At 63.1% G+C, this 26,491-nt stretch carries 22 protein-coding genes and 2 pseudogenes; 9 read left to right on the forward strand and 15 right to left on the reverse strand.

Features of this window, described 5'->3' with window-relative positions; all coding sequences use genetic code 11:
* Nucleotides 1-196 precede the first annotated feature (196 nt).
* Entirely contained in the window at nucleotides 197-1,027 is an 831-nt protein-coding gene (locus YY7_RS0130275; RefSeq protein WP_028166505.1) for an SDR family NAD(P)-dependent oxidoreductase, read from the reverse strand.
* A 121-nt stretch (nucleotides 1,028-1,148) separates the two neighbouring features.
* On the opposite strand from YY7_RS0130275, the gene YY7_RS0130280 reads away from it, so the two are divergent.
* Nucleotides 1,149-1,571: a hypothetical protein gene (locus tag YY7_RS0130280; protein WP_245287462.1), complete on the forward strand. Its 423-nt coding sequence runs from the start codon at nucleotides 1,149-1,151 to the stop codon at nucleotides 1,569-1,571.
* A gap of 316 nt (nucleotides 1,572-1,887) precedes the next feature.
* Nucleotides 1,888-2,514 (forward strand): TerC family protein, encoded by a 627-nt coding sequence (locus tag YY7_RS0130285; protein WP_028166507.1) that lies wholly within the window; start codon nucleotides 1,888-1,890, stop codon nucleotides 2,512-2,514.
* Nucleotides 2,515-2,531: 17 nt separating this feature from the next.
* Here the strand turns inward: YY7_RS0130285 and YY7_RS0130290 are convergent, their stop codons facing one another.
* From YY7_RS0130290 to YY7_RS0130305, 4 genes are all read right to left on the reverse strand, one after another.
* Entirely contained in the window at nucleotides 2,532-3,302 is a 771-nt protein-coding gene (locus tag YY7_RS0130290) for an RraA family protein (protein ID WP_433994536.1), read from the reverse strand.
* Between the two features lie 192 nt (nucleotides 3,303-3,494).
* Nucleotides 3,495-4,376, reverse strand: a complete 882-nt coding sequence (pssA, locus tag YY7_RS0130295) for a CDP-diacylglycerol--serine O-phosphatidyltransferase (RefSeq protein ID WP_028166509.1) — start codon at nucleotides 4,374-4,376, stop codon at nucleotides 3,495-3,497.
* A gap of 77 nt (nucleotides 4,377-4,453) precedes the next feature.
* Nucleotides 4,454-5,152, reverse strand: coding sequence for a phosphatidylserine decarboxylase (locus YY7_RS0130300; protein WP_028166510.1), 699 nt, complete (start codon nucleotides 5,150-5,152; stop codon nucleotides 4,454-4,456).
* A 142-nt stretch (nucleotides 5,153-5,294) separates the two neighbouring features.
* Entirely contained in the window at nucleotides 5,295-7,268 is a 1,974-nt protein-coding gene (locus YY7_RS0130305) for an ABCB family ABC transporter ATP-binding protein/permease (RefSeq protein WP_051397007.1), read from the reverse strand.
* A 230-nt stretch (nucleotides 7,269-7,498) separates the two neighbouring features.
* Between YY7_RS0130305 and YY7_RS0130310 the strand changes: the two genes are divergently transcribed.
* Nucleotides 7,499-8,104, forward strand: a complete 606-nt coding sequence (locus tag YY7_RS0130310) for a TIGR00730 family Rossman fold protein (RefSeq protein ID WP_028166512.1) — start codon at nucleotides 7,499-7,501, stop codon at nucleotides 8,102-8,104.
* Nucleotides 8,105-8,190: 86 nt separating this feature from the next.
* Here the strand turns inward: YY7_RS0130310 and YY7_RS0130315 are convergent, their stop codons facing one another.
* From YY7_RS0130315 to cysS, 4 genes are all read right to left on the reverse strand, one after another.
* Nucleotides 8,191-8,568: a VOC family protein gene (locus YY7_RS0130315; protein WP_028166513.1), complete on the reverse strand. Its 378-nt coding sequence runs from the start codon at nucleotides 8,566-8,568 to the stop codon at nucleotides 8,191-8,193.
* Between the two features lie 135 nt (nucleotides 8,569-8,703).
* Nucleotides 8,704-10,302, reverse strand: coding sequence for a citramalate synthase (gene cimA / locus YY7_RS0130320; protein WP_028166514.1), 1,599 nt, complete (start codon nucleotides 10,300-10,302; stop codon nucleotides 8,704-8,706).
* Nucleotides 10,299-10,811 carry a GNAT family N-acetyltransferase gene (locus YY7_RS0130325; RefSeq protein ID WP_028166515.1) on the reverse strand — a complete coding sequence of 171 codons (513 nt, stop codon included), beginning with the start codon at nucleotides 10,809-10,811 and terminating at the stop codon, nucleotides 10,299-10,301. The genes cimA and YY7_RS0130325 overlap by 4 nt, the downstream gene beginning before the upstream one ends.
* A complete protein-coding gene (gene cysS, locus YY7_RS0130330) occupies nucleotides 10,811-12,223 on the reverse strand; it encodes a cysteine--tRNA ligase (protein WP_028166516.1) in 1,413 nt (470 codons plus the stop codon). Before cysS ends, YY7_RS0130325 begins: the two co-directional genes overlap by 1 nt.
* Before the next feature lie 290 nt (nucleotides 12,224-12,513).
* Between cysS and YY7_RS53235 the strand changes: the two are divergent.
* Both YY7_RS53235 and YY7_RS0130340 read left to right on the forward strand, forming a co-directional pair.
* A pseudogene (locus YY7_RS53235) lies at nucleotides 12,514-12,818 on the forward strand (hypothetical protein).
* 157 nt (nucleotides 12,819-12,975) lie between these two features.
* Nucleotides 12,976-14,151, forward strand: a complete 1,176-nt coding sequence (locus tag YY7_RS0130340; RefSeq protein WP_051397008.1) for a DUF2865 domain-containing protein — start codon at nucleotides 12,976-12,978, stop codon at nucleotides 14,149-14,151.
* Here the strand turns inward: YY7_RS0130340 and YY7_RS0130345 are convergent, their stop codons facing one another.
* The 3 genes from YY7_RS0130345 to YY7_RS0130355 are packed head-to-tail and all read right to left on the reverse strand — an operon-like array spanning nucleotide 14,152 to nucleotide 17,694.
* Nucleotides 14,152-15,903, reverse strand: a complete 1,752-nt coding sequence (locus YY7_RS0130345; RefSeq protein ID WP_028166518.1) for an NAD+ synthase — start codon at nucleotides 15,901-15,903, stop codon at nucleotides 14,152-14,154. It abuts the gene before it with no gap.
* A 45-nt stretch (nucleotides 15,904-15,948) separates the two neighbouring features.
* Nucleotides 15,949-16,302, reverse strand: a complete 354-nt coding sequence (locus tag YY7_RS0130350) for a diacylglycerol kinase (RefSeq protein WP_028166519.1) — start codon at nucleotides 16,300-16,302, stop codon at nucleotides 15,949-15,951.
* Nucleotides 16,303-16,305: 3 nt separating this feature from the next.
* Nucleotides 16,306-17,694, reverse strand: coding sequence for a class II 3-deoxy-7-phosphoheptulonate synthase (locus tag YY7_RS0130355; RefSeq protein WP_028166520.1), 1,389 nt, complete (start codon nucleotides 17,692-17,694; stop codon nucleotides 16,306-16,308).
* Nucleotides 17,695-17,865: 171 nt separating this feature from the next.
* Between YY7_RS0130355 and YY7_RS0130360 the strand changes: the two genes are divergently transcribed.
* The gene (locus tag YY7_RS0130360) at nucleotides 17,866-18,771 is read left to right on the forward strand and encodes an alpha/beta hydrolase family protein (RefSeq protein ID WP_028166521.1); all 906 of its coding nucleotides are present in this window, start codon (nucleotides 17,866-17,868) and stop codon (nucleotides 18,769-18,771) included.
* Between the two features lie 934 nt (nucleotides 18,772-19,705).
* Nucleotides 19,706-20,810: pseudogene (cax, locus tag YY7_RS53240) on the forward strand (calcium/proton exchanger).
* A gap of 37 nt (nucleotides 20,811-20,847) precedes the next feature.
* On the opposite strand, the gene YY7_RS62125 reads toward cax, so the two are convergent.
* Nucleotides 20,848-21,024: a hypothetical protein gene (locus YY7_RS62125; RefSeq protein ID WP_196237355.1), complete on the reverse strand. Its 177-nt coding sequence runs from the start codon at nucleotides 21,022-21,024 to the stop codon at nucleotides 20,848-20,850.
* A 293-nt stretch (nucleotides 21,025-21,317) separates the two neighbouring features.
* Nucleotides 21,318-21,503 carry a hypothetical protein gene (locus YY7_RS64810; RefSeq protein ID WP_155255377.1) on the reverse strand — a complete coding sequence of 62 codons (186 nt, stop codon included), beginning with the start codon at nucleotides 21,501-21,503 and terminating at the stop codon, nucleotides 21,318-21,320.
* A gap of 517 nt (nucleotides 21,504-22,020) precedes the next feature.
* On the opposite strand from YY7_RS64810, the gene YY7_RS0130385 reads away from it, so the two are divergent.
* Nucleotides 22,021-22,779, forward strand: a complete 759-nt coding sequence (locus YY7_RS0130385; RefSeq protein WP_035691291.1) for a Crp/Fnr family transcriptional regulator — start codon at nucleotides 22,021-22,023, stop codon at nucleotides 22,777-22,779.
* Nucleotides 22,780-23,551: 772 nt separating this feature from the next.
* Complete coding sequence (locus YY7_RS0130395) at nucleotides 23,552-25,510, forward strand: hybrid sensor histidine kinase/response regulator (RefSeq protein WP_028166524.1); 1,959 nt, start codon at nucleotides 23,552-23,554, stop codon at nucleotides 25,508-25,510.
* A 438-nt stretch (nucleotides 25,511-25,948) separates the two neighbouring features.
* On the opposite strand, the gene YY7_RS0130400 is transcribed toward YY7_RS0130395, so the two are convergent.
* The gene (locus tag YY7_RS0130400) at nucleotides 25,949-26,353 is read right to left on the reverse strand and encodes a four-helix bundle copper-binding protein (protein WP_028166525.1); all 405 of its coding nucleotides are present in this window, start codon (nucleotides 26,351-26,353) and stop codon (nucleotides 25,949-25,951) included.
* Between the last annotated feature and the right edge of the window lie 138 nt (nucleotides 26,354-26,491).

Raw genomic sequence — 26,491 nt, forward strand, 5'->3', positions numbered from 1 at the left:
ACGCGTACGCTACACACCGCCTGTCCTGGACGGTGCACGACCCAACCCCGGACCGCGCCGGAAAACCCTACGTGGCCGCCATTAAAGACCCGTAAAGGTTAAGCCGAAGAGGAACCCGTAAAATCCCGAGTGGCCGGATCAGGCCTGAGCGCAGCGCTGGTCTCAATCTTTCGCTAACCATAATCGCCGGCGCCGCTCAGTGACCGCTATCGAGCCCCGTGAGTTCGAGACTGAGCGCGCGCAGCCGTCTCCGCGCCGACGCCTCATAGGCCTGCGGATTGGCCCTGGCCTCGTTCATGCCGTTGAAGAACAGCCCGCTCTCATCGGCGACATCGTCTCCCGACACCAGATGCAGGATCGCTTCGCCGCCCTGCTCGACGGTCGAGATCGGGGTGATGCCGCCGGCGCGCACCATCGTGGTGTTCATATAGGTTGCCGGGTGCAGCGAATTTGCGGTGACGCCCGAGGCTTTCAGCTCTTCTGCGAGATCGATCGTGAACATGATCTGCGCAAGCTTGCTCTGGGCATACGCGCGCGAGCCGCTGTAGTTCTTCGTGATCATCACGTCGTCGAAGTCGATCGGATGCTGGCCGAGCGAAGCGACATTGACGATCCGCGACGGCGCGCTCGCCTTCAACAGCGGCAGCAACAGACGCGCGAGCAGGAAACCCGCAAGGTAGTTCACGGCAAAGCGCAGCTCATAGCCGTCCCTGCTGGTCTGCCGCGCGGGTCCCTCGTTCTGCGAGCCGATCCCGGCATTGCTGATGAAGACGTCGAGCCGCTTGTGGTTCGCGAGCACGGCCTCGCCGAGCGTTCGCGTCTCGGCAAGCGAGGACAGGTCGGCTTGGTAGAAAATAGGCTCGCGGCCTCCTGCCCGCCTGATCTCTTCGATCAGCGATGCCCCGCGCGCTTTGTCGCGCCCGTGGACCAGCACGCTGGCGCCGCCGATGGCGAGCCTCTTCGCAACGTAGCGGCCGACACCGTCGGTTGAGCCCGTGATGAACACGGTCTTGTCACGCATTTCCATCGCACACCTCCGGTCCCTGCCCGCGCGGGTTCCACACGGCGGTCGAAGGACAACTACACCCGTCTGCGGCGCTGCGCCACGGGTCAGAAACCTCCCGCGCGCAAGAGTGTTTTGCTATTGGTTGCCGCAATGGCTCGTCAGCAGATGCTGCGCGGCTGCTATTGGGCGTTCGTTCATTCAAAGGGAACCGATGTTGGCCTCCAGTTCGAACTGGATCATGCGAAATGCTCCGTCGCTGGAGCCTTTCGGTCTGTTCGCACTGTTCGGCGCCCTGACGGTGTTCCCTGCCATCCTGATGATCCGCGTGCTCGAACCCGAGCTCGTGCTGCCTGCGTTCAGCATCCTGCTGTTCGCGGAGGCCGCAGTGGCCGCCATCCTGGCGCGCCTGATCAAGGCTCAGGAGAACTCAGGGAAAGTCACGTGGTGGGATTTTGCCGGTGCATTCACCTTCATGGGGTGTGCAGCGGCAATTTTTGGCGAACCGGACCAGGCGGCGCTGTTCTTCGAGGAAGAAGCCGTCGCGCGTCCGAATTCGCGACCGTAACTAGAGCATGATCCGGAAAAGTGGAAACCGGTTTTCCCTCGCGACAAACGCGAAGCGTTTGCGCGGAGATCATGCTCGAACTCAAAGAGATGAGATCATGATCCGTCTCATCGGATCATGATCTGAAGCGTACCAGGCCGGGCCCCTCTGGCAGCCGACAGGCTGCGATGTCGGACTGGAGTTAAGTTGGAGTGGCCCTACTTTGATCTGCGGCATTGATCGCGGGACGTATCGGTGAATCCCTCACCGATGTGCGTCGCCATCAAGCCGGTATCTCATCCGGGTCACTCTCCAGACCAGAAGGGGAGCATGACCCGTGTCCGAATTTCTTGGCTTTGAATTTCTCACCGCGCTGTTGCAGGTCGTCCTGATCGACCTGGTGCTCGCCGGCGACAATGCCGTCGTGATCGGCCTTGCCGCAGCCGGCCTGCCCGAGAAGCAACGCAGCAAGGCGATCCTGATCGGCATTCTGGCGGCGACCGTGCTGCGCATCATGTTTGCCGTCGTGGCAACGCAGATCATGCAGATCGTCGGCCTCTTGCTTGCCGGCGGAATCCTGCTGTTGTGGGTGTGCTGGAAAATGTGGCGCGAGCTGCGCGCCACCGCGAAAGAGGAAGCCGACGCAGAGCTCGGTGGCGCGTCTGCAGACGGGGCGCCCCGGAAGACGCTCTTCCAGGCCACGACGCAGATCATCGTCGCCGACGTGTCGATGTCGCTCGACAACGTCCTGGCTGTCGCGGGAGCGGCCCGCGAGCACCCGAGCGTGCTGATTTTCGGCCTGATCCTCTCCATCGCATTGATGGGCGCAGCCGCGACCTTCATCGCGCGGCTGCTGCAGAAGCATCGCTGGATCGCCTATGTCGGCCTCGCCGTCATCCTCTACGTCGCCATCGACATGGTCATTCGCGGCGCCCACGACGTCGCCAAGGTCGCGGCGCTCTGAGCCGCGACCTATTGGAGTTAGTGGATCTCGGCCGAGCGCTTCAGCGCTTCCTTCAGCTTCTCGAGCGAGAAGTCCGGGCTGCGTGCGATCTCCAGGATCGGCGTCTCGCGACGCGCGCAGAGTTCGGCCGCATCCGGCAGCTTGGCGGCGACATCGTTCGGGATCACGATCGCACCATGGCTGTCGGCATGGATAAGGTCGTCGGAGCGCACGGTCATTCCGGCAACCCGCACCTCGCCGCCGAAGCTCTCGGCATGCACCCAGGCATGCGACGGGCCGATCGATCCGGCGAGCGCCTGGAAGCCCGGCGCCCATTGCGGGATGTCGCGGATCGAGCCGTCAGTGATCACGCCGAGACAGCCGAGCGCCTTGTGCACATTGCTCTGCACCTCGCCCCAAAATGCGCCGTAGCCGACATCGGCGCCATCGATATCCTGGATCACGGCGATGCGCGGACCAAAGCCGGTGCCGACATATTCGTAATATTCGATGCGGCGCTTGGCCTGCTCGGCCGCCGGCAGACCGGATTGCAGCACGGAGCGGATCGTCACGGTGCGGGCATAGCCGACGATCGGCGGCAGGTCCGGAAACGGGCAGACCAGCGGCTTGGTGGTGTAGCCGATCAACCGCCGTTCCGGCGCAACGATCTCCATCGCGTTGCAGATCGTCGGCGTGTCATAGCGCGCCAAGGCTTCGAGCACGGACGCGGGCAGCGGGGCAGTGACGGCTTTATTCACGGCGTTTCTCCTGGCAAATGGACGCTTCTTGACGAGACGATCTTGGCCCATGCCTATAGCCGAGATCGGCCGTGAACCCAACCAAGCTTCCGCTCATGGCTGATATTTGGGGGAAAGCCAACTGCCGCCCCTCATGGTGAGGAGGCGCGTCTTCGCGCCGTCTCGAACCATGAGGCCCGTCTGTGGCCTCATCCTTCGAGACGCTTGCTACGCAAGCTCCTCAGGATGAGGGTCGAGCATTGTTCAATTAAGCCGCGCCGGACGGTCGTCGTGGTCGGCGTCAGCGACACCCGGATAGCTCGGCGACGGAGTTGCCGACGTCGGGGCTCCGGTCGGCACAGCGGCCTGCGCCTCCGCGGCGCGCGCGTGGTCGCGATACGTTTTCCAGCCCCATGGCAGGCTGATCAGATAGAGCACCGAGCCCGCGGAGATAATCTGCCAAGGATAGCTCACCAGCAGCGCGATGAAGAGCACCACCGAGACGATGACCGGCAGCAGCATTTCCGGCGGCACGCGCATACGCATGGTCTTGCCGGAGAACACCGGCAGGCGCGACACCATCAGGAACGCAATCAGCAGCGTGTAGAAGGCCGTCAGCACGGCCGGCGGCGAGGTAATGCCCAGGAAGGCCAGATAGACCGGCAGCAGGACCGTGATGGCGCCAGCCGGCGCCGGCACGCCGGTGAAATAGTTCGCCGCGAACGCCGGCTTGTTTGGATCGTCGATCGAGGCGTTGAAGCGGGCGAGCCGCAGCCCGCCGCTGATCGCGAACACCATCGCCGCGATCCAGCCGCCATTGCCCAATTCGTGGAGTTGCCAGAAATAGAGGATCAGGCCCGGCGCCACGCCGAAATTGACGAAATCCGCGAGACTGTCGAGCTCGGCGCCGAATTTCGACTGGCCCTTGATCAGGCGCGCAATGCGCCCGTCGATGCCGTCGAGCGCTGCCGCAAACACGATCGCGGCGACCGCGAGCTCCATCCGCCCTTCGGTCGACAGGCGGATCGCGGTGAGGCCGGCGCAGATCGCAAGCAGCGTGATGACATTGGGCACCAGCAACCGCACCGGAATCTGGCGAAACCGCCGGCGGCGCAGTTCCGGGTATTTGGAATCGATCGGCATCATGGCTCGCGATTATATAGCAAGCGCCGGCGCCCTCCGCCATTGCAGCGGCAAGGCGCCGCAATTGGCGGTGCCGATGGTTAATCGGCCCGGTACGTCCACCCCGGCTCGGGGGTGCGGAAATCGGCCAGAACGGTCTCGCCCGCGATCGCCGTCTGGCCCTCGGATACCAGCGGCTTGGTGCCTTCGGGCAGGTAGACATCGAGCCGCGAGCCGAACCGGATCAGGCCGAACCGTTCGCCGGCGCCGATCGACTGGCCTTCGCGCACGAAGGAGACGATGCGCCGCGCCACCAGGCCTGCGATCTGGACCACGCCGATGCGGCCGTTGGGCGTCGAGATCACGAGCGAGTTGCGCTCATTGTCCTCGCTGGCCTTGTCGAGCTCCGCATTGATGAAGACGCCCGGCCGGTAGGCGATCCGGTCGATCCGCCCCGCAACCGGACTGCGGTTCACGTGACAGTTGAACACGCTCATGAAGATCGAGACCCGCGTCAGCGGCCGGTCGCCTAGCCCCAGTTCGGCCGGCGGCAGGGCTTGGGTGATCATCGAGACGCGCCCGTCGGCGGGCGCCACCACCAGCCCGTCCCGCACCGGCGTCACCCGCACCGGATCGCGGAAGAACAGCGCGCACCAGACCGTCAGCACGGTCCCGATCCAACCCAGCGGCGTCCAGATCCAGAACAGGATCAGGCTCGCCAGCGCGAAGCCGCCGATGAACGGATAGCCCTCAGGATGAATGGGCGGAATCTGCGCGCGGATGGAATTGGCGATCGACATCGAATCTCACTCGGTTTTCCGGTCCTAGAGCATGATCCGGAAAAGTGGAAACCGGTTTTCCGAAAAGATCATGCTCAAACAAAGAGATGAGAGCCTGATCCGATTCCGTCTAATCGGATCAGGCTCGCGACGGAGATGGAGCCTATTCGGCGGCCGTCGGCAAGGACTTCTCGACGGGATCAGGCTCGGGTTCGTCGACCGGCGGCGGCTCGCGGTTCGGCGCCTCGCTTCCGTCGTCGACCATCGCCAGCTTCTCCCGCGCCTCCTCGGCCTCGCGCTGCCGGTTCCACATACTGGCATAAAGCCCGCCCTGCGCCAAAAGCCGGGGGTGGGTTCCGCGCTCGGCGATGCGGCCCTGGTCGATGACGATGATCTCGTCGGCCCCGACGATGGTCGAGAGCCGGTGCGCGATTACCAGCGAGGTGCGGTTGCGCGAGACCCGCTCGAGCGCAGCCTGGATCTCATGCTCGGTGTGGCTATCGAGCGCGGACGTCGCCTCGTCCAGCACCAGGATCGGCGGCGCCTTCAGCACCGTGCGGGCGATCGCCACCCGCTGCTTCTCGCCGCCCGACAGCTTCAGGCCGCGCTCGCCGACCTGGGTCTCGTACCCCTTCGTCGACATCCGGATGAACGCATCGATCTGCGCGAGCTTCGCCGCCTCTTCCACCTCGGCATCGTCAGCATCCCAACGGCCATACCGGATGTTGTAGCGGATGGTGTCGTTGAACAGCACGGTGTCCTGCGGCACCATGCCGATCGAGGCCCGGAGCGAATTTTGCGTGACGTTGCGGATGTCCTGGCCGTCGATCAGGATGCTGCCGCTGGAGACGTCGTAGAGGCGGAACAACAGCCGCGAGATCGTGGACTTGCCGGCGCCCGAGGGACCGACGATCGCGACCGTCTTGCCGGCCGGCACCTCGAAGGAGAGGCCTTTCAGGATCGGGCGATCAGGCTCGTAGGCGAACCGCACATCCTCGAACCGCACGCTGCCCGCCGTCACCACGAGCGGCTTGGCATCGGCCGCGTCCTTGATCTCCGCCTTGCGCGCCAGCACGCCGAACATCTTCTCGATGTCGATGATCGCCTGCTTGATCTCGCGATAGACCATGCCCATGAAATTGAGCGGTTGGTAGAGCTGGATCATCATGGCGTTGACCAGCACGAAATCGCCCACCGTGTTGCTGCCATTGCGGATGCCGATCGCGCACAGCAGCATGATCGCCGTCAGGCCGGCGGTGAAGATGATCGCCTGGCCGGTGTTGAGGATCGCCAGCGACGTATAGGTCTTGATGCTGGCGTGCTCATAGCGCTCCATCGAGCGGTCGTAGCGCTCGGCCTCGCGCGCCTCGGCGCCGAAATATTTCACGGTCTCGTAGTTGAGGAGCGAGTCGATCGCTTTCGTGTTCGCTTCGGTGTCGGAGTCGTTCATCTTGCGGCGGATCTCGATCCGCCACTCGGTCGCGACATAGGTGTAGTACATGAACGCCGCGACAGTGATCACGACGACGCCGACATAGCGCCAATCGAACTGCCAAAGCAGCACGGCCGTCAATAGCGCAACCTCGACCACCGTCGGGATCAACTGCAGGATCACCATCCGCACGATGGTCTCGATGCCGGTGCGGCCGCGTTCGAGGATGCGCGTCAGTCCGCCGGTCTTGCGTTCCAGGTGAAAGCGCAGCGACAATTCGTGCATGTGCACGAAGGTGAGATAGGCAAGCCGCCGCACCGCATGCATGGCGACGCGGGCAAAGATGCCGTCGCGCCATTGCGTCAGCACCGCCATCAGGACACGCACCGCGCCGTACCCAGCCGTCAACAGGAGCGGCGAAGCGATCAGCCACATCGTCCAGTTCGACGATTGCAGCGGCGCGCTGGGCGTGCCGTTCAGCGCGTCGATCGCCCATTTGAAGGTGAAGGGCACTGACAGCGTCGCGAGCTTGGCGAGGAGCAGAAGCACCATCGACCACAAGACGCGCATCTTCAGATCAGTGCGGTCGCCAGGCCAGATATAGGGCCACAGATGCGCGAGCGTACCGACCAGGGTCGCCTTCTCGGCTCTGTTTGCGTCGGCAGATGACATATCGTTCAGGCGCAGTTGGGGTTGGGACGACATTAAGCCATCGCCGACGTCAGGACGGCGCGCCGGTTCGCTGTCACGTGATTTGCATGGATCCGCATTGTGCCCGTCATATAGGGGATTTTGACCTCGCGGAAACCCTCATGGAGTGGATCTTTCACGATTTTCAGCGATTTACGCCACTTTTACGCCACGACACGTGAAATGCCGGGCTTGACGTTTTTTTCGTTGCAGTGCCACATGAGCGGATGAACCAAATCAGACCTATGAACCAGATCAAAACCGTCTGCGTCTATTGTGGCTCCGGCCCCGGCACCAGCCCCAGCTTCGTCGAAGCAGCCAACGCGCTCGGAAGGATCTTTGCCGAGAGTGATATCCGCCTCGTCTATGGCGGCGGCTCGATCGGACTGATGGGCGCGGTCGCGACCTCCACGCTCGACCATGGCGGCAAGGTCACCGGCATCATCCCGGATTTTCTCCGCGCCCGCGAGAACGCGCTCACCCGCGTCCAGGAGATGATCGTCACACCCGACATGCACGAGCGCAAGCGGCTGATGTTCGAGCGCTCGGACGCCTTCGTGGCGCTGCCCGGCGGCATCGGCACGCTGGAAGAGCTGGTCGAGCAGCTCACCTGGCAGCAGCTCGGCCGGCACACCAAGCCGGTGCTGCTCGCCAATATCGACGGCTTCTGGGAGCCGCTGCTCGCGCTGCTCGATCATATGCGCTCGACGGCCTTCATCCGCCCGACGCTGCCGCTCGAGGTGCTGACGGCCGACCGCGTCGAGGACATCGTGCCGCGCCTGCGCGCCGCTGCCGCGCGCGCGCCCGAGGCCGGCAAGGAACTCGCGCCAGACGTGGCGCGGCGACTGTAAGAGCATGATCCGGAAAAGTGGAAACCGGTTTTCCCTCGCGACAAACGCGAAGCGTTTGCGCGGAGATCATGCTCCAACGAAGAGGCTCACTCGCTCGGAAACGTCACCGCCTCGATGCGGTTGCCGTCGGGATCGGTGACGAACGCCGCGTAGTATCTGACACGGTCGTGCGGGCGCAGGCCAGGCGCGCCGTCGGAACGGCCGCCGGCACTCAGGGCCGCGGCATGGAAGGCATCGACCTCGGCGGTTGATTTCGCCCGCAGGCAGATGTGACTGCCCGTATCAGACGCGACCGGCTTCATGCCGGCGCGCAGGTTGATCCAGAATTCGGGATAGCTCTTGCCGAACCCGATCGTGGCCGGACGCGTGACCAGGCGCGAGAGGCCAAGCGGCGCGAACGTTGCTTCATAGAAGCGCGCGGAACGTTCGAGATCGCTCACACCGACAGAGAGATGGTCGATCATGCGTTACCCTCACCCCAGGTTCACCGTCATTGCGAGGAGCGAAGCGACGAAGCAATCCATGCTTCCACGCGTGGAGAGATGGATTGCTTCGCTGCGCTCGCAATGACGGTGTTTGCCGATGCGTCGCCGCGCCCCTCACCCCGTCGCGCCTGACTTCACCAGTTTGTAGAATACCGAATCCATCAACGCCTGGAACGAAGCATCGATGATGTTCGGCGACACGCCGACCGTGGTCCAGCTTTCGCCGGTCTCGTCTTCACTCTCGATCAACACGCGCGTCACTGCCTCGGTGCCTCCATTGAGGATACGCACGCGGTAATCGATCAGTTTCAATCCCTCGATGTATTTCTGATACTTGCCGAGGTCCTTGCGCAAGGCGACGTCGAGCGCGTTGACGGGGCCGTTGCCTTCAGCGGCCGAGATCAGCCGCTCGCCCGCGACGTTGACCTTCACTACCGCGAGCGCGACCGTGACGCGCTGGCCGAGGGCATTGTCGCGCTGCTCGACATTGACGTCGAACTGCTCGACCTTGAAATATTCCGGCACCTTTCCGAGCGTACGCCGCGCCAGCAGCTCGAACGAGGCGTTGGCGGATTCATAGGCGAAGCCCGCGGCCTCGCGCTCCTTCAGCTCGGCGACGAGCCGCGTCAGCTTCGGATCGTTCTTCTCGTAGGGAATGCCGGCCCGGTCGAGCTCGGCGATGACGTTGGAGCGTCCGGCCTGGTCCGACACCAGCACCTTGCGGTGATTGCCGACGGATTCTGGCGGCACGTGCTCGTAGGTCTGTGGGTCCTTCAGCACGGCGGACGCATGGATGCCGGTCTTGGTGACGAAGGCGCTTTCGCCGACATAAGCCGCGTGCCGGTTGGGCGCGCGGTTGAGCATGTCGTCGAGCGTGCGCGACACCTTCATCAGCGTCGTCATCTTCTCTGGCGTAACGCCGATCTCAAGCTTCTCGGAGAACTCCTTCTTCAGCCTGAGCGTCGGGATCAGCGAGCAGAGATTGGCGTTGCCGCAGCGCTCCCCTAACCCGTTCAGCGTGCCCTGGATCTGGCGCACGCCGGCGCGCACCGCCGCAAGCGAGTTCGCCACCGCCTGCTCGGTATCGTTATGGGCGTGGATGCCGAGATGGCTGCCGGGGATGTGGCGCACAACGTCGCCGACGATGGTTTCGATCTCATGTGGCATGGTGCCGCCATTGGTGTCGCACAACACCACCCAGCGCGCGCCGGACTCATAGGCGGCCTTGGCGCACGCCAGCGCGAATTCGGCGTTTTCCTTGTAGCCGTCGAAGAAATGCTCGCAATCGACCATCACCTCGCGCCCGGCAGCCGTCGCCGCGGCGACGCTGTCACGGATCGAAGCGAGGTTCTCCTCGTTCGTGGTCTCCAGCGCGACGCGCACCTGATAGGCGCTCGATTTCGCGACGAAGCAGATCGCGTCCGCCTTCGCCTCCAGGATCGTCGCCAACCCGGGATCGTTGGACGCCGAGCGGCCTGGACGCCGCGTCATGCCGAAGGCGGTGAAGCGTGCATGGTCGAATTTCGGCTTTGCCCAGAAGAATTCGGTGTCGGTCGGGTTGGCGCCGGGATAACCGCCCTCGACATAGTCGATGCCGAGTTCGTCCAGCATCTGCGCGATCACCTGCTTATCCTGCAAGGTGAAATCGACGCCATTGGTCTGCGCGCCGTCGCGCAGGGTGGTGTCGAAGAGATAGAGACGTTCGCGGCTCACGGCGTGCCTCCCGCTGCAGTGCCATTCGCCAGCGTCTTCTGCATCGTGGTGTTGGCGAGCCACTCGCCCTCAATACTCACGCTGTTGCGCTGCTTGGCGACGTAGCCGCGCTTGCGGAAGAAATCGAGCGCGTTGTCGCTGGCATCGACCGAAAGCGTCTTGGTGCCGCGCGCGCCGGCGAGCTTTTCCAGCGCGTCGCACAGCATCGCGCCGACGCCCTGCCCGGCCACGCTCGGATGCACGTAGAGCATGTCGATCTGGTTGTTGTTCTTCAGCGAAGCAAAGCCGACCGGCGAATTCTGGATGGTTGCGATCAGCGTCAACTCCCCGGCGAGCTTCTTGCCGAAGGCCACCTCGTCATCAGCCAGGGCTGCCCAGGCTTCCTGCTGCGTCTCGCCGTAGTCGTCGCCGGTCAGTTCCTGGATCGCGGCCACGAAGATCGCCGCCAGCATCGGCGTATCCGCCGGCAGGAACGGTCGCAGTCCGGGTTGTGGGAGTGCCTGTGCCATCATGCCAACTCCCATGTGGTCACGGGTTTGCCATCGGCCCCCTTGCCGTCTTTCAGCACGACGCCCTTGGCCGCAAGCTCGTCGCGGATGCGATCGGACTCCTTGAAATCCTTCCGCGCACGTGCGGCCGCACGATCCAAGATCAGGCCTTCAACCCATTTCGGATCGATGCCACTCGCCTGCTGCTTGCGGCCCTTCCATTCCGCAGCACTCTGGCCGAGGAAGCCCAGGAAGCGGAGCGATGCCGCAAAAGTGCCGCGCGCCTCTCCATCGCTCACAGCCGCATTCCGCAACCCGTGCAGCGCCGTGATCGTCTGCGCCGTGTTGAGGTCGTCGGACAATGCCTCGACCACGCCCTCAGCCGGCCGATCGCCCACGGCATCTGCTGCCACGGCGTACCAGTCGTCGAGCGTCCTGGCGCTTTCTTCCAATCCCTTTAGCGTCCAGTCGATCGGCGAGCGATAGTGCGTCTTGAGCATGTTCAGGCGCAGCACTTCGCCCGGCCAATCCGCCAGCAACTCCCTGATCGTGACGAAGTTGCCGAGCGACTTCGACATCTTCTCGCCTTCGACCTGCAGGAAGCCGTTGTGCATCCAGGTGTTCGCCATGCGCGCTTCGTGGAAGGCGCAGCAGCTTTGCGCGAGCTCGTTCTCATGATGCGGGAACACGAGGTCGATGCCGCCGCCATGGATGTCGAACTGCTCGCCGAGATGCTTCCACGCCATTGCCGAGCATTCGATATGCCAGCCCGGACGGCCCGGCACAGCGATGCCTGACGGTGACGGCCACGACGGCTCGCCGGGCTTGGACGGCTTCCACAGCACGAAATCGGTGTTGTCGCGCTTGTAGGGAGCAACGTCGACGCGGGCGCCCGCGATCATCTCGTCCAGCGAGCGGTTGGCGAGCGCGCCGTAACGCGGCAGCACGCCATTGGCGGCGTTCATCGCCTGCGGCGAGAACAGCACGTGGTCTTCGGCGACATAGGCAAAACCGTCCGCGACCAGCTTTTCGATCAGCACACGCATCTCCGCGATGTGCTCCGTCGCGCGCGGCTCGACGGTGGGGCGCAACGCGCCGAGCGCGTCGACGTCCTCGTGAAACTGGCGCTCCGTCTGCTCGGTGACCTTGCGGATCGCCTCGTTCAGCGGCAGGCCGGGATAATCCCGCGCAGCGCGGTCGTTGATCTTGTCGTCGACGTCGGTGACGTTCCGGACATATTTGACGCGGTTCTCGCCATAGACGTGCCGCAGCAAGCGGAACAGCACGTCGAAGACGATCACCGGGCGCGCGTTGCCGATATGGGCGAAGTCATAGACCGTCGGCCCGCAGACATACATGCGCACATTGTTGGGATCGAGCGGCACGAAGGGCCGCTTTTCCCGGGTCAATGTATCGTACAGACGCAATTGCATGGAATACCCGTCCCTTGTGGCCGGGTCGTCACGTGATCTCGATGTGAGAAAAGACGGCCTCAGCCAGCGAATCGCTAGCTAATAATCTCGCGGCAAATGCTGCAGATGGCGAGGTGGCCGTTCATGGTTCCACCATGGCGCCATCCGGGGGACGGCGTCAAGGGCTGTTTGCGCCCCTTCTGAAGGCGCTTCCGCCCCTTCCGATGATTCCAAACGCACCATGGTTAATCATTATTAACGTATTGGGCGTAATCGGATAGGCACTGGTTCCCTTCCCCACTCGGTGCTCCATGCGATTTCGATCGACATTCCTTGCCTGCACATTCATTTTAGCCACCTCCGCCGCACTGGCCGACAGCCGCGTCTTCATCATCGCCAACCATGATGACGGCTATGGTGTCGACGAATGCCTCGCGCGGGGCGACAAGTGCGGGGCGCACGCCGCCCGCTCCTATTGCCAGTCACGAGATTTTGCCCAGGCCACCGCCTATCGCCGCGTCGATCCTGACGAAATTACCGGCGCCGTTCCGAAGGCCGCGGGAAACTGCAGCGGCAGCGCCTGCGGCGAAATATCGCCATCACCTGCCAGCGCTGATCCGGCCAAGGGGCAGCCAAGGGCCGGTATTCTCACGGGGTTTTGCCACATCGGGGCCCCGGAAACGACGTGACGCTGCCCCGAGAAACGGCTATTGCAGGCGGCCTTGGCCGCGCCGTCGGCTCGCCCGCCGCGCGGCGTCATTCTGTGACTGGACATGCCCAATCGTCTGAACTCTTGCTTCTCCCGCTGGATTTTGATGTGCGCCCTTCTGGTCGGCACTGCCCTGCCGGCCACTGATGCCTTGGCGCAGACGCCTGACGATGCTTACGCGCAGATGTCTCAGGACGCGCCGCCGGGCGCGCCGTCCAATCCGATCTGCATCCGGCTCGAGGGTCAGCTTGCGAGCATCGACCGCGGAGGCGGCAGCGGCGATTCGATCAGGGACGAGCAGATCCGCCGCTACCAGGAAGCCGCCTCGAGACAGCAGGCCGAGCTCGACCGTGTGATCGCGCAGGGGCGGCGCATGGGCTGCGATGGCTCCGGCTTCTTCTCGCTGTTCAACAACGGCCCGGCGCAATGCGGTCCGATCAACACCCAGATCCAGCAGATGCGCAGCAATCTCGATCAAATCATGATGACCCTGGAGCGGATGCGCAGCGGCGGGCTCGGCGGCGGCGACCGCGAGAACCAGCGCCGCTCGGTGTTGACTGCGCTCGCGCAGAACAATTGCGGCCCGCAATATGCCAATGCCGTGCGGGGGCCTGGCAATTTCCTCGACAATCTCTTTGGCAATCGTAACGATGATAACGTGACCATTGCGCCGCCGACCGGCGACCTCGCCCCGCAATCCGGCACCTACCGTACGGTCTGCGTGCGAAGCTGTGACGGCGCCTATTTCCCGATCTCGTTTGCGACGGTGCAGGGACGCTTCGCCGACGACGAGAAGACCTGCAAGGCGCAGTGCCCGGCGGCGGAAGCAACCCTGTTCGCCTATCGCAATCCCGGCGAGGACATCAACCAGGCGGTCTCGGTCAATGGCCAGCCCTATACGTCGCTGCCGAACGCGTTCAAGTTCCGCACCGAGTTCAACCCGTCCTGCTCCTGCAAGCCGGCGGGGCAGACCTGGGCGGAGGCGCTGAAATCGGTCGACGACAAGGCCGCTGTCGAGCAGCAGGGCGACATCATCGTCACCGAGGAGAGCGCGCGGAAGATGCAGCAACGCGCGCAACAGCAGTCCACCAAGCAGGCCCCGGCCGGGAAGAAGGGCGCGACATCAGCGAATGCCAGCCCGGCGCCCGACGCACCGGCAGCGCCGGTCGACCAGACCCCGCCGGGAGATCGGCCGATCCGCACCGTTGGCCCGACTTTCCTCCCGAAGAAACAACAATAATCAGCCCTCGAACGCCTCCACCGAAGCGCGGGTACCGCGCGTCACCAGCTTCTCGTCCGGCTGCGGCAACGCCTCGCCGCGATCGCGGAAGCGGTTGGTGATGGGATAGCGGCGGTCGCGGCCGAAATTCTTTGGTGTGACCTTGACGCCGGGCGCGGCCTGCCGGCGCTTGTATTCGGCGATGGAAAGCAGCCGGTCGATACGCGCGACCAGTTCGCGATCGAAGCCAGCGGCGACGATCGACGCGAGCGGCTCCTCGCGCTCGACCAGTCGTTCCAGGATCGCATCGAGCACATCATAGGGCGGCAGCGAGTCCTGATCGGTCTGGTTCTCGCGCAGTTCGGCCGTCGGCGGCCGCGTGATGATCGAGGGCGGGATCACCTCGCCCGACGGGCCGAGCGCGCCGTCCGGCTTCCAGGTGTTGCGCAGGGCGGAAAGCCGGAACACCTCGGTCTTGTAGATGTCCTTGATCGGGTTGAAGCCGCCGTTCATGTCGCCGTAGAGCGTGGCATAGCCGACCGACATCTCCGACTTGTTGCCGGTGGTCACCACCATCGCGCCGGTTTTGTTGGAGAGCGCCATCAACAAGGTGCCGCGGGTCCGCGCCTGCAAATTCTCCTCGGTGATGTCGCGCGGCAGGCCCTTGAACGGCTCGGCAAGGATCTTCTCGAACCCGTTCACGGCGTTCGCGATCGGCAGCACCTCGTAGCGGATGCCGAGCATCCTGGTCAGGCTTGCCGCATCATCCAGCGACACCTGCGCGGTATAGCGGAACGGCAGCATCACGCCGTGGACCTGCTCAGTACCGAGTGCGTCCACCGCAATCGCCGCGCAGAGCGCCGAATCGATGCCGCCGGAGACGCCGAGCAGCACCCCCGGAAAGCCGTTCTTGCGGACATAATCCCGCAAACCGAGCACGCAGGCCGCATAGTCCGCCTTGTCGCCCTCGAGCAGTGGCATGATCGGTCCGTTGCAGCGCCAGCCCGCCTCGCTCTTGGTCCAGCGCAGCGTCGTGATGCTCTCCTCGAAGGCCGGAAGCTGCGCCGCCACCGACAGATCAGCGTTGAGCGCGAACGAGGCGCCGTCGAACACCAGTTCGTCCTGCCCGCCCACCTCGTTCAGATAGATCAGCGGCAAGCCGCTCTCGGTGACGCGGGCGACCGCGATCGAAAGCCGGAGATCGTTCTTGTCGCGCGCATAGGGCGAGCCGTTCGGCACCACTAGGATTTCCGCGCCGGTCTCGGCGAGACATTCGACGACGTTCTCATAATCCTCGGACTCTTCGAGCCAGATGTCCTCGCAAATGGGCACGCCGACCCGGACACCCTTCACGGTGACCGGCCCCGGCGCCGGTCCGCGTGCGAACAGCCGCTTCTCGTCGAACACGCCGTAGTTCGGCAAGTTGGCCTTGAAGCGCAGCGCTGCGATGCGGCCGCCGTCGAGCAGCGCGCAGGCGTTATAGAGCTTGCCGTCCTCGACCCAGGGCGTCCCGATCAGGACCGCCGGACCGCCATCAGCCGTCTCGCGCGCCAGTTCCTCGACTGCGGCACGGCAGGCGGCCTGGAACGCCGGCTTCAGGACCAGGTCTTCCGGCGGATAGCCGGCGATGAACAGCTCCGACAGCACCATGAGATCGGCGCCGGCGGCTTTCGCCGTCTGCCGCGCGGCGCTCGCCTTCGCGGCGTTGCCGGCGACGTCGCCGACAGTCGGATTGAGTTGCGCCAGTGTAACAATGAACTCAGGTTCGCTCATGGGATCAATGGTGCCTTGCACCCCTGTAAACTGCAATCGCCTGCGTTAGATCATGCCCATGCGCTCGGCGAGGGCGAACAGCCAGAACAGCCCGGCCATCACCAGCGCAACGCCGACCGCGGCGGAGCCCATGTCCTTGACCCGACCGATCTGCGGATCATGGTCCGTGGTCAGGCGGTCGGCGAGCTTCTCGATCGCGGTGTTGAGCAGCTCGATCACGAGCACCAGCACCACCGATGCAACGAGCTCGACGGAGCGCATCACGGTGGCGCCGATCAGCCACGCCGCCGGCACCGACAACAACAGCGCCACCACCTCCTCGCGAACCGCCTGCTCGGAACGGATCGCAAAGCCAAGGCCGTTCCACGAATTGATGGTGGCCCGCCAGAACCGCAGCAAGTGTTAGAGCCCCGCTACTGCCGGCATCGGTTTGACCTTGCTCGCCCGCTCCTGTTTCAGGAGCTCTGCGATCAGGAAGGCCATATCGATCGACTGTTCGGCGTTGAGACGGGGATCGCAGACCGTGTGGTAGCGGTCGTTGAGATCCTCGTCCGTGATCGCGCGCGCGCCGCCGATGCATTCGGTGACGTCCTGCCCGGTCATCTCCAGGTGAACGCCGCCGGCGTAGGTGCCTTCGGCCTGGTGGACGGCGAAGAACGACTTCACTTCCGACAGCACTCGGTCGAACGGCCGGGTCTTGTAGCCTGATGTCGAGGTGATGGTGTTGCCGTGCATGGGATCGCAGGACCACACCACGGTCCGCCCTTCCCGCTTCACCGTCCGGATCAGCGCCGGCAGATGCTCGCCGACCTTGTCGGCGCCGAAGCGGGCGATCAACGTCAGCCGGCCGGGCTCGTTGTCAGGGTTCAGCACGTCGATCAGCTTCAACAACTCATCGGCCTTCAGGGACGGGCCGCATTTCAGGCCGATCGGATTCTTGATGCCGCGGAAATATTCGACATGGCCGTTCTCGAGCTGGCGGGTGCGGTCGCCGATCCAGATCATGTGGCCCGAGGTCGCGTACCAGTCGCCGGTCGTGGAATCGACCCGCGTCAGCGCCTGCTCATAGCCGAGCAGCAGGGCCTCGTGGCTGGTATAGAAATCGGTCGATCGCAGTTCCGGATGGCTCTCGAGGTCTAGGCCGCAGGCACGCATGAAGTTCAGCGCTTCCGAGATGCGGTCGGCGAGTTCCTTGTAGCGGCGTGACTGCGGCGAGTCCTTCAGGAAGCCGAGCATCCACTGGTGCACGCTCCCAAGATTGGCGAAGCCGCCGGTGGCGAACGCCCGCAGCAAATTGAGGGTCGCCGCCGACTGCCGATAGGCCATCAACTGGCGCTGCGGATCGGGCGTGCGCGCCTCCTTCGTGAAGGCAATGTCGTTGATGATGTCGCCGCGATAGCTCGGCAGTTCGACGTCGCCTGCCTTCTCGGTCGGCGAGGAGCGCGGCTTGGCGAATTGTCCGGCGATGCGGCCAACCTTCACCACTGGCAGCGCGCCGGCATAGGTCAGGACCACCGCCATCTGCAGCAGCACACGGAAGAAGTCGCGGATGTTGTTGGCGCCGTGCTCGGCAAAACTCTCCGCGCAGTCGCCGCCCTGCAAGAGGAAAGCCTCACCGGCAGCGACACGCGCCAGCGCCTTCTTCAGGTTGCGGGCTTCGCCCGCGAACACCAGCGGCGGAAAGGTCGCAAGCTGCGCCTCCACGTCGGCCAGTACCTTGGCATCCGGATAGTCCGGCATCTGCAAGACCGTCTTGGCGCGCCAACTGTCGGGTGTCCAGCGCTCGGACATGGGCGTTAACTCCTGAGCAAAAACCGCTACTTATCCGGGAAAGCGAAGCTATATATACAGGCTGTTGAAGGACCGCCAGCCGGAATTCCATCTGTCCGCTCAAGCTCTTGCAACAACAGTCGAATTCGCATTTGTTAGAGCAAAACGTCAACGCTTAAGGAAAATCCGTAAGTGGCTGAGGCTGCGCTCGACGACGTCTTCGCCGACGACATCATTGTACCCGCCATCGACGGCTACCCTCTCGGAGCGACGCTGTTCCTGCCCCGCGGCGCCAAGCGGCAAGCGGTCCTGATCAATTCGGCGACCGCCGTGCCGCGCAAGGTCTACAAGGGCTTTGCCGCCTATCTCGCCAAGCGCGGCTCCGTCGTCCTCACCTACGATTATCGCGGCACCGGCGATTCCGGGCCGAAGTCCGTGAGCGGAGACAAGCAGCCGAAATCGCTGGTCGGCTTCAAGGCTTCGATGTCGGACTGGGCCGCGCTCGACGTCACCGCCGCCGTGAGATGGATGCGCGAGCGCAACCGGGCGCTGCCGCTCGCTTATATCGGCCATTCCTTCGGCGGCCAGGCGCTGGGACTGATCCCGAACAACATCGAGGTGTCGCGCGCGCTCCTGGTCGCCTCGCAGGCCGCGACCTGGCGATTGATGGCCTCGCCCGAACGCTATCGGGTCTTTGCCGCCATGAACTACGTCCTCCTGCCGTTGACCCGCATGCTCGGCTACACACCCGGCTGGGCCGGGCTCGGCATGGATTTGCCGAAGGGGGTGTTCGAGCAATGGACGAATTGGGTGAACAGCCCGCGCTATCTGTTCGATGATGCCGCGCTCACCGCGCTGCCTAATTTCGCCAAGTTCGAGGGCGCCCTGCGCGCACTCTGCATCAGCGACGATCCCTGGGCGACGCGGCCCGCGGTCGAATTGCTCTGCTCGGGATTTGGTGCCGCCAAACCGGAGATCATCTCGATCACGCCTGATGATGCCGGCGTTGCGAAGATCGGCCATTTCGGTTTCTTCCGTCCCGAGCACCGCGACACGCTCTGGCGCGGCGCCGCGGAATGGCTCGAGGCAAGCGAGTGAGGTCAGGCCGTAGGATGGGTAGAGCGCAGCGAAACCCATCGCGATGGAGCAAGCGGGACAATGATGGGTTTCGCTGCGCTCTACCCATCCTACTGATTCAAATGTCAAACAGTTCTTCGCTGTCATTGCCCGCGAAAGCGGACGATCCAGTATTCCAGAGACAGCCGTACTTGAGCCGAGAGGCCGCCGAATACTGGATGCCCGCCTTCGCGGGCAGGACGGTGGAGTGAGGGGATATAAGTTCGCGTTCTCGCGACGCTTTGCGCCCGAACTTTGCCTCACTTTCCAGCCTCCGCGATAGCAGGGGGCGCAGGGAAGGCCGGGTGCCGGTTGCACCCATGGGTCCTGCGCAACAAAAAGCATGGGGGTACGATCCAATGACATAGATCAAGCCGAGGGCGGGCAGAACGAATATACTTGCGACCTTGGGGCAACCAAGCAAGGAGGCAGTCATGATTTCTCGACGGAAGCTTCTTTCTTCTTTGGGCTTGGCCACCGCAATGGCAGCGTTCCCGACCGTGCTGATGGTCCCTGATGCGGAGGCGCAGACGGCTGGCATGGAAAGGCGGCAAGATCGACGCGAGGGGCGGCGCGAACGCCGCGAGGGGCGCCGTGAAGCGCGCGAAGTGCGGCGTGAGGGTCGCCGTGAAGCGCGCCAAATACGGCGCGGAGCTACGCCGGCGCCAGGCGTTACGACGGGGACAGCTAAGTAGCTTGGCTACAGCGTCTAGGGTTCGATAGGTCATCATCTGCGCTCATCGTCCCGGTGCAGCGCCCGCTGTAGCTCGCGTGCATGGAGGGAAGAAATGATCGAGATGTGGCACGCTGCATCCTTTTACTCAGCAGGTCCTTAGCGCTTGAGCTAAATCAATAAAACGAGTGGGCTTTCACGCTCAGAAAAGTATCGTTGATCAGCTTGCGGCGGAGCAAGGCAATGAACCTTCTGCTCAAGGAAATCCGGCACACTCCCCTGCTGTGGATGCTGGTTTTCGTGCCTCTCGTGTTGGTAGCCGAAAGAACGGCGCCGACGGCTCACACAGTCCTGTTTGTACTCGCTGTCCTGGCTATCGTACCGCTTGCCGCTCTGCTTAGTCACGCAACCGAGAGCGTTGCTGAAAAGACGGGTGATGCGATAGGTGGCCTGCTCAACGCGACGTTAGGAAATCTAACCGAGCTGATCATCGCGATAGCCGCGCTACGCGCTGGAGAGTACATGCTGGTGAAAGCATCGATCGCTGGCGCCATCGTCACCAATTCGCTGTTCATGCTGGGAGCCTCATTTCTGCTCGGCGGGCTCCGGTATCACGTTCAGGACTACAATCGCGCCGGAGGAAGGCTGTATTCGGCATTGCTGTTGATGGCTACGATCGCTCTGCTCGCACCTGCAGCGGTCGCCGACCTCGATCTGGCACGAGGCGCAGTGATGGCACAGAAGCTCAGTGCAGGCCTTGCCGTATTGCTCATACTTGCCTACGCGCTGGGCCTGCTGTTCTCGCTCAAGACGCACAAGGAACTCTTCGCGAGCGAGGATCACGGCGAGGCGGGCGGAGCTGGTTGGCCGATTGGACCTAGCGATCGGCACACTCGTTGTTGTCACGGTGCTGGTCGCCCTGGTGAGCGAGATATTCGTCAGTTCGGTGCAGAAGGCAGGAGAGACCTTGGGGATAAGCCCTGCCTTCGTCGGTTTCATCATCGTCGCGCTTGTCGGCGCTGCGGCGGAAATGACGGTTGCGTTTTCTGCGGCCCGCAAGAACCGCCTCGATATGAGCGTCAGCATTGCGCTCGGAAGCGCCTCGCAGATTGCCCTGTTTGTTGCGCCGGTACTGGTGCTTCTCAGCTACGTTATCGGTCCGAAACCAATGGACCTGCAGTTCTGGCCGGGCGCCGTCACCATGGTGATGATCGCCACCGTTACATCCTGCTTCATCACCAACAGCGGACGGTCAGCATGGTTTATTGGTGCCTTGCTGCTATTCATCTACGCGATCTTCGCCATGACGCTCTATATGGTGCCACCCGGATCGCACGAACCGATCTGAGTGACACGAACCCGCTCAACGGCCGCTGGTACCGCGCTCAATCCTGCTTGCGCCGGTTCTGATCGAGGCGAAGCCTCTGCGCCCTCATGCGCTTGATCTCCTCATCGAGCTCCTCCATTTTTTCGCCGAACCGCTCGTTCTTCGATTTCGGCGACTCGCTGCCGCGCAGCTTTTCAAGCGCTTTCTCAACTGAGAGCTTGGGAGTGTCGGCCATGTTAGATCAACCTCAACTGAGAGCAGGCGGCAGCCGCGTTACCGAACTGCCGTCCGCAATGGATGGTGTTCGTCAGTATCGATATCCGTAAGGATACTGACCCGGGCAGACCCAATTGCCGTAGGTGTCGTAGGAGCAGCTATTGTAGCCGCCGTAGTAGCCGTAGGCTCCGGCCGCGGCAGCTCCTACCGCTGCCGCACCGAGGCCATAGGCCGCCCCTCTCCACGCCCCGCGATATGCCGCATTGCGGTAAACCCCTCCGGCAACTGCCGCGCGGGCGACCGGGCGCCCCGCTATTGGCCGATATCCGTATCCCCGTCCGGCGACTCTGTATCCACCGACGCGCCCGGCGCGAACGGCACCGCCCCTGAACTGAGCGGCGCGCATGCCGCCACCATGAAATCCGCCACCAGCGCGGAACCCTCCGCCTCCACCACGGCGGGCAAAAGCGTCATCTGGAACCAAACTGGCAGCGACAAGAATGGCTGCCGCGAAGCCGATGAGACCGTAACGAGCCATGGGCATCCTCCCGATTGTGGAGTGCCGTCGATCCGATAGCTCCGGCAGAGATGCCCGCGCCAACGGGGACCAGCACCATCAACAGTTTTCGTTGCGAGCCTGCATTTCGTTTGACTTAGATCAAAGCCTTCCACGAGTTCACCGCCCCATCCGCCGAGCTTGATCCAGATCAAAACGCCCCGAGGTTCTTACGAAATCGTTCATCGTGAAGGGCTAGCGCGATTTTGGATTTAGGCGCATAATTTTTGGCATTGCTGGTGGCGTTTATTGCGGGCGTCGGTAACCGAGAGATCGGTTGTGCTCCCGCCGGTTGCGGACGGTAAGGCGCTTCGCGAAGAGGCTGCCAAGCTACCACCACTGCGTTTCAAGCAGGACACCTTAGCGAAATGAAAGACCATCAGGCGCGGCACCGCAGCCTGCCCCCCGAAATTCTCTGCAGAGAGCCGCGCGTCCGTCGAGGGAAGGAGCTTTCCCGTGATGGAGCACCCTACCAGGGTTGGTAATCGACTGTTAGCTGCACTGCCGCCGGCAGATTTTAATTTGCTCGCTCCCTACCTCCGAAACGTATCGCTTGAACGCGACGAGGTTCTGATACGATCGACGGAGCGAATTGAGCAGATCTATTTCCCCTGCAGCGCGACGATTTCGTTCATGCTGGACATGCCCAACGGACAAACGGTGGCAACCGCTGTCATCGGGAATGAGGCAGCCGCGGGGCTGTTGTCGGCGCTGGGCCCCACCCGCTCTGAGGCGACCGCGATCGTGCTCGTCGCTGGGACATCGTTGCAGATTTCTCCTGCAAGGTTTCATGCGGCCTTCAGCCACAGTGGCGCGATCAGGGATTTGGTTAGGGCCCACACCGGGGTCCTGATGACGCAATTCCAGTACGTGGGCGCCTGCAATGCGCTGCACTCGGTCGACGCCCGCTTGGCGCGGTGGCTGCTCCACATCCACGATAGAATTCATGGTGACATCCTGCCGGTGACGCAGGAGGAACTTTCGATGTTGCTCGGCGTGCGGCGAACGACCGTAACGCAGGCCGTGCACAAGCTTCGAGTGTCGCGCGCCATCCGGTCCAATCGGCGGGGTCTGATTGAGATTGATAGACCGCGGCTCGAAGCAGCGGCATGCGATTGCTACAAGGCTATGTGCCGTAGAATCGATCGCATTCTGTCGTCGCCGGAAAGGAGGCCTCACAGTCACGCCGCGCCGGGCGCACAAATTCCACGAGAGTGAAATCGCATTTTGCCCAAGTCCGGCATTGAGTCCATTTCGCCGTTCACGCTGTGGCCTAATGGATTCTCTGATGTGCAAGAGCACATCATAGCTCGTCCTTCGCTTTAATGGTGGCTGGACCGTCGCTTCGATTGGCCGCGCTTCTTCTTCGCGAGCAAGCGCTTCAACTTGGCCCGCAGGCGAAGAATCTCTTCGTACTGGGCGCGCAGATCGTTTCTGATCCAGGGCGCTGATGGCGGCTCATTGCGGCGGTTGCGGTTTGGCATACCGCAACCTAGTGCCAACATTTCCCGGCCGCAGCACAATACCGGAATTAAGCTTGATGCTGCGGATTCAGGTTAATTCCGGAACCAGATTTCCTCACTTTCCATCCGCGCCAACGCAAGCCGGATTTCCAAACAAACCGAAAAGGCTGCGGCCGCAACGATCCATCGCAGCCCGCGGCTGCAGGAATAAAAATCCCCAGCTCCGCATGAGCTGGGGACCGGAGGCCTGCCGGACTCACAAGGGGTGTCAATAGTCCGGCACGTCATGCGCACAGCCGCCGCCGACTCGCGCCACAACCTATGTCTATGCGGCCGTCGCTAGGGGTGAAGCGAACCGGTCGATCATCACTGCCTATCGGTCACGGTAAGCCGTTTGGCCGATAGCGGAACTAGCTGGGGCTACTGCTATTATTGTCAGCAACACCGCCAATCGTGTAGCGCAGAACCTGCACGGCCCCAATCACTCCGACCGAGTATGCCTCGACACGCGAGCAGCCTTCCCAAGCATGGAACACCCCGTAAACCAGATAGCGGACGCTGAACGCCTTCAACTCCTCATCGACGCCATTGTCGACTACGCCATCTACATGGTCGAGCCGGATGGCACGATCGCGAGCTGGAATTCCGGCGCCGCGCGCCTGAAGGGCTACCGCGCCGATGAAATCATCGGAAAATCGTTCTCGATGTTCTACCCACCCGAGGATCGCGACGCTGGGCTGCCAGAACGGGCGCTCGCCACTGCCCGCGAGAAAGGACGGTTCACTGCCGAAGGCTGGCGGGTGCGCAAGGACGGCAGCCGGTTCTGGGCAATGGTCGTGCTCGATGCCATCAAGGATGAACAAGGAAGGCTGCTTGGCTTCGCCAAGCTGACCCGCGACATCACCGAGCGGCAGGAGGCCCACCAGAGGCTCTTGGAGAGCGAGCAGCGCTATCGGCGGTTGATCGAAGCGGTCGTCGATTATGCGATCTTCCAGCTCGATGCTGCTGGCAACATCGTTACCTGGAACCCCGGTGCGCAGCGGATCAAGGGCTACGAGCCGGACGAGATCATCGGCCAGCATTTCTCACGCTTCTACAGCGAAGAGGATCGCGCCCTCGAGATTCCGAAGAAGGCGCTGGAGCAGGCCGCGCGCCAAGGCCGGTTCGAGGCCGAGGGCTGGCGAATCCGCAAGGATGGCTCGAAGTTCTGGGCCTCCGTGGTGATCGACAGGATCACCGACGAGAACGGCGAATTGATCGGATTTGCCAAGGTCACGCGGGACATCAGCGAGCGCAAGGAGGCCCAGGATAAGCTGGCGGAAATTCAAAACCAGCTGGTCGCCTCGCAGAAGCTCGAAGCGGTCGGACAGCTCAGCGGCGGCATCGCGCATGATTTCAACAACCTCTTGATGATCGTGATGGGCAATCTCGAAACCGCCGAACGCCATCTCAAGCAGGTTCCGGCCAACAGCAGCATCCAACGCGCGCTCGCTCACGCCAAGCGCGGCGCCCAACGTGCGGCCGCGCTGACCAGCAGGCTGCTCGCTTTCTCGCGCCGCCAGGCGCTTGACCCCAGGTCGATCAACCTCAACAACTTCCTGGCCGGCCTGCAGGACTTCCTGCAGCGGACCCTTGGTGAGCGGATCGAAGTGCAGACCGTCGGCAGCGCCGGCCTCTGGCAGGTGGAGGTCGATCCCAACCACCTGGAATCGGCGCTCGTCAACCTCGCGATCAACGCGCGCGATGCCATGCCGGAGGGCGGCAAGCTCACGATCGAAGCGGTGAACGTCGCCGCCGACGAGGAATATTGCTCACGCAATCCCGAGCTGACGCCGGGCCAGTATGTGGTCGTATGCGTCACCGACAACGGCGTGGGCATGAACCAGGACGTGCTGCATCACGCCTTCGAGCCCTTCTTCACGACAAAGGAAGCCGGCCACGGCACGGGCCTCGGTCTCAGCCAAGTCTACGGATTCGTCAAGCAGTCGGGCGGACACGTCAAGATCTACAGCGAGGTGGGACAGGGAACAACCATCAAGATGTATTTCCCGCGCCACCATGGCGCGGTCATGGAAGCGGAAGAGATCAGCGAGCCTTTCGCCGAAGGCGACACGGTTGAGACAATCCTTGTTGTTGAGGACGACGAAGATCTCCGCGCCTATGTAGGTGAGCTGCTGCGCGACCTGAATTATCGCGTGCTCACCGCTCCAAGCGCGCAAGCGGCGCTCACGCTGCTGCTGCAGGATCAGCCGCACATCAATCTCATGCTGACGGACGTGGTGATGCCCGGCATGAACGGCAGGGAACTGGGCAAACGAGCGATCCAAATCCGGCCGGAACTCAAAATCCTCTATATGACCGGCTATTCGCGCAACGCCATTGTGCACCAAGGCCGGCTGGATCAAGGGGTCGATCTCCTGGAAAAGCCCGTATCCCAAGCAAAGCTTGCTTTGCGCGTCCGCGAGATACTCGACCGCCCCGGTTAGCCGGATACGGACAGGCTCTCGGATGGCGGCTGGCGGGAGCCCCCGCAGCGCGGCCGATGCTCCTGGCAGGTGAGATTTCTCCCCGCTATGGGCCCAAGGTGGCCTTTCGCGTAACGTGGTGAGGCTGACGGACAGTCGAGCGCTTCGCGCGTGAAGCGGCCACCGCGCATGACGAATCCTCCCAGATCAATTCGGTGCAGCGACCACACTCGAATATCCGAATACGCTCTCTTTTCTCCATGTCCCAAACTGTCTCCACGTGCGTCAGCGGCAGATGACAGTTTGGACAGCTCCATATGATGGACAGGGCGAGCATGTGGTCCTCGCCGCTCTGCTCGAAACCAAAACTCCTGTTCTGATAAGCCAATACCGGCCGCTTCGTTCCTGCGGCAAGGCGGTGAGCAGCCGCGTCGACAGATGGCTGTCGGGTCAGTTCCGTCAATGCGCCATGCTGCGTCCGGCCTCGTCACAGGCCTGCATGCAGCGGCGGCAGGCGTCGGCGCAGATGCGGCAATGCTCGTGCTCGCCTGCGTGCTTCTGGCATTCGTCGGCGCAGAGCCGGCAGGCAGCGGCGCAAGTGTGCAGCATGCGGCGGATCATTTCGTCGTCCCAGCCGGTCTGACGGGTGGCCATCCTGCCGGTGATATTGCAGACGTCTGCGCAGTCGAGATTGAGGCGGATGCATTGCGTCAGCGACTTGACCATGTCCTCGGCGAGGCAGGCGTCGGCGCAAGACGTGCAGATCTGGGCGCAGGAATAGCATTCTTCGATGCAGCGGACGAGCAGGCCATCGCCCTGGCCATGGGCCCGTGGGTGCCGACTGATCATTTCCTGGACTTGCATGGAACTCTCCGCAAGGTTTTGAGGGGCTTCCTCGTTCGCCTAATCGCCGAACTCCGGAAAGGTTCTTGAGCGCTTGCTGGCGCGGAGGCGCCGCCGCGGAAGCAAAATGCGTCGCATGGGCATTCAAGTTTCCGGTGT

Source organism: Bradyrhizobium elkanii WSM2783 (genome assembly GCF_000472865.1).
GTDB lineage: Bacteria > Pseudomonadota > Alphaproteobacteria > Rhizobiales > Xanthobacteraceae > Bradyrhizobium > Bradyrhizobium elkanii_A.

Coding starts and splice junctions, on each gene's coding strand:
- YY7_RS0130275 (WP_028166505.1), bottom strand. CDS start 1,027: ATGGAAATGCGTGACAAGACCGTGTTCATCACGGGCTCAACCGACGGT.
- YY7_RS0130290 (WP_433994536.1), bottom strand. CDS start 3,302: ATGGGCCAAGATCGTCTCGTCAAGAAGCGTCCATTTGCCAGGAGAAAC.
- pssA (WP_028166509.1), bottom strand. CDS start 4,376: ATGATGCCGATCGATTCCAAATACCCGGAACTGCGCCGCCGGCGGTTT.
- YY7_RS0130300 (WP_028166510.1), bottom strand. CDS start 5,152: ATGTCGATCGCCAATTCCATCCGCGCGCAGATTCCGCCCATTCATCCT.
- YY7_RS0130305 (WP_051397007.1), bottom strand. CDS start 7,268: ATGTCGTCCCAACCCCAACTGCGCCTGAACGATATGTCATCTGCCGAC.
- YY7_RS0130310 (WP_028166512.1), top strand. CDS start 7,499: ATGAACCAGATCAAAACCGTCTGCGTCTATTGTGGCTCCGGCCCCGGC.
- YY7_RS0130315 (WP_028166513.1), bottom strand. CDS start 8,568: ATGATCGACCATCTCTCTGTCGGTGTGAGCGATCTCGAACGTTCCGCG.
- YY7_RS0130325 (WP_028166515.1), bottom strand. CDS start 10,811: ATGGCACAGGCACTCCCACAACCCGGACTGCGACCGTTCCTGCCGGCG.
- cysS (WP_028166516.1), bottom strand. CDS start 12,223: ATGCAATTGCGTCTGTACGATACATTGACCCGGGAAAAGCGGCCCTTC.
- YY7_RS0130340 (WP_051397008.1), top strand. CDS start 12,976: ATGCCCAATCGTCTGAACTCTTGCTTCTCCCGCTGGATTTTGATGTGC.
- YY7_RS0130345 (WP_028166518.1), bottom strand. CDS start 15,903: ATGAGCGAACCTGAGTTCATTGTTACACTGGCGCAACTCAATCCGACT.
- YY7_RS0130355 (WP_028166520.1), bottom strand. CDS start 17,694: ATGTCCGAGCGCTGGACACCCGACAGTTGGCGCGCCAAGACGGTCTTG.
- YY7_RS62125 (WP_196237355.1), bottom strand. CDS start 21,024: ATGGCCGACACTCCCAAGCTCTCAGTTGAGAAAGCGCTTGAAAAGCTG.
- YY7_RS0130385 (WP_035691291.1), top strand. CDS start 22,021: ATGGAGCACCCTACCAGGGTTGGTAATCGACTGTTAGCTGCACTGCCG.
- YY7_RS0130395 (WP_028166524.1), top strand. CDS start 23,552: ATGGAACACCCCGTAAACCAGATAGCGGACGCTGAACGCCTTCAACTC.
- YY7_RS0130400 (WP_028166525.1), bottom strand. CDS start 26,353: ATGCAAGTCCAGGAAATGATCAGTCGGCACCCACGGGCCCATGGCCAG.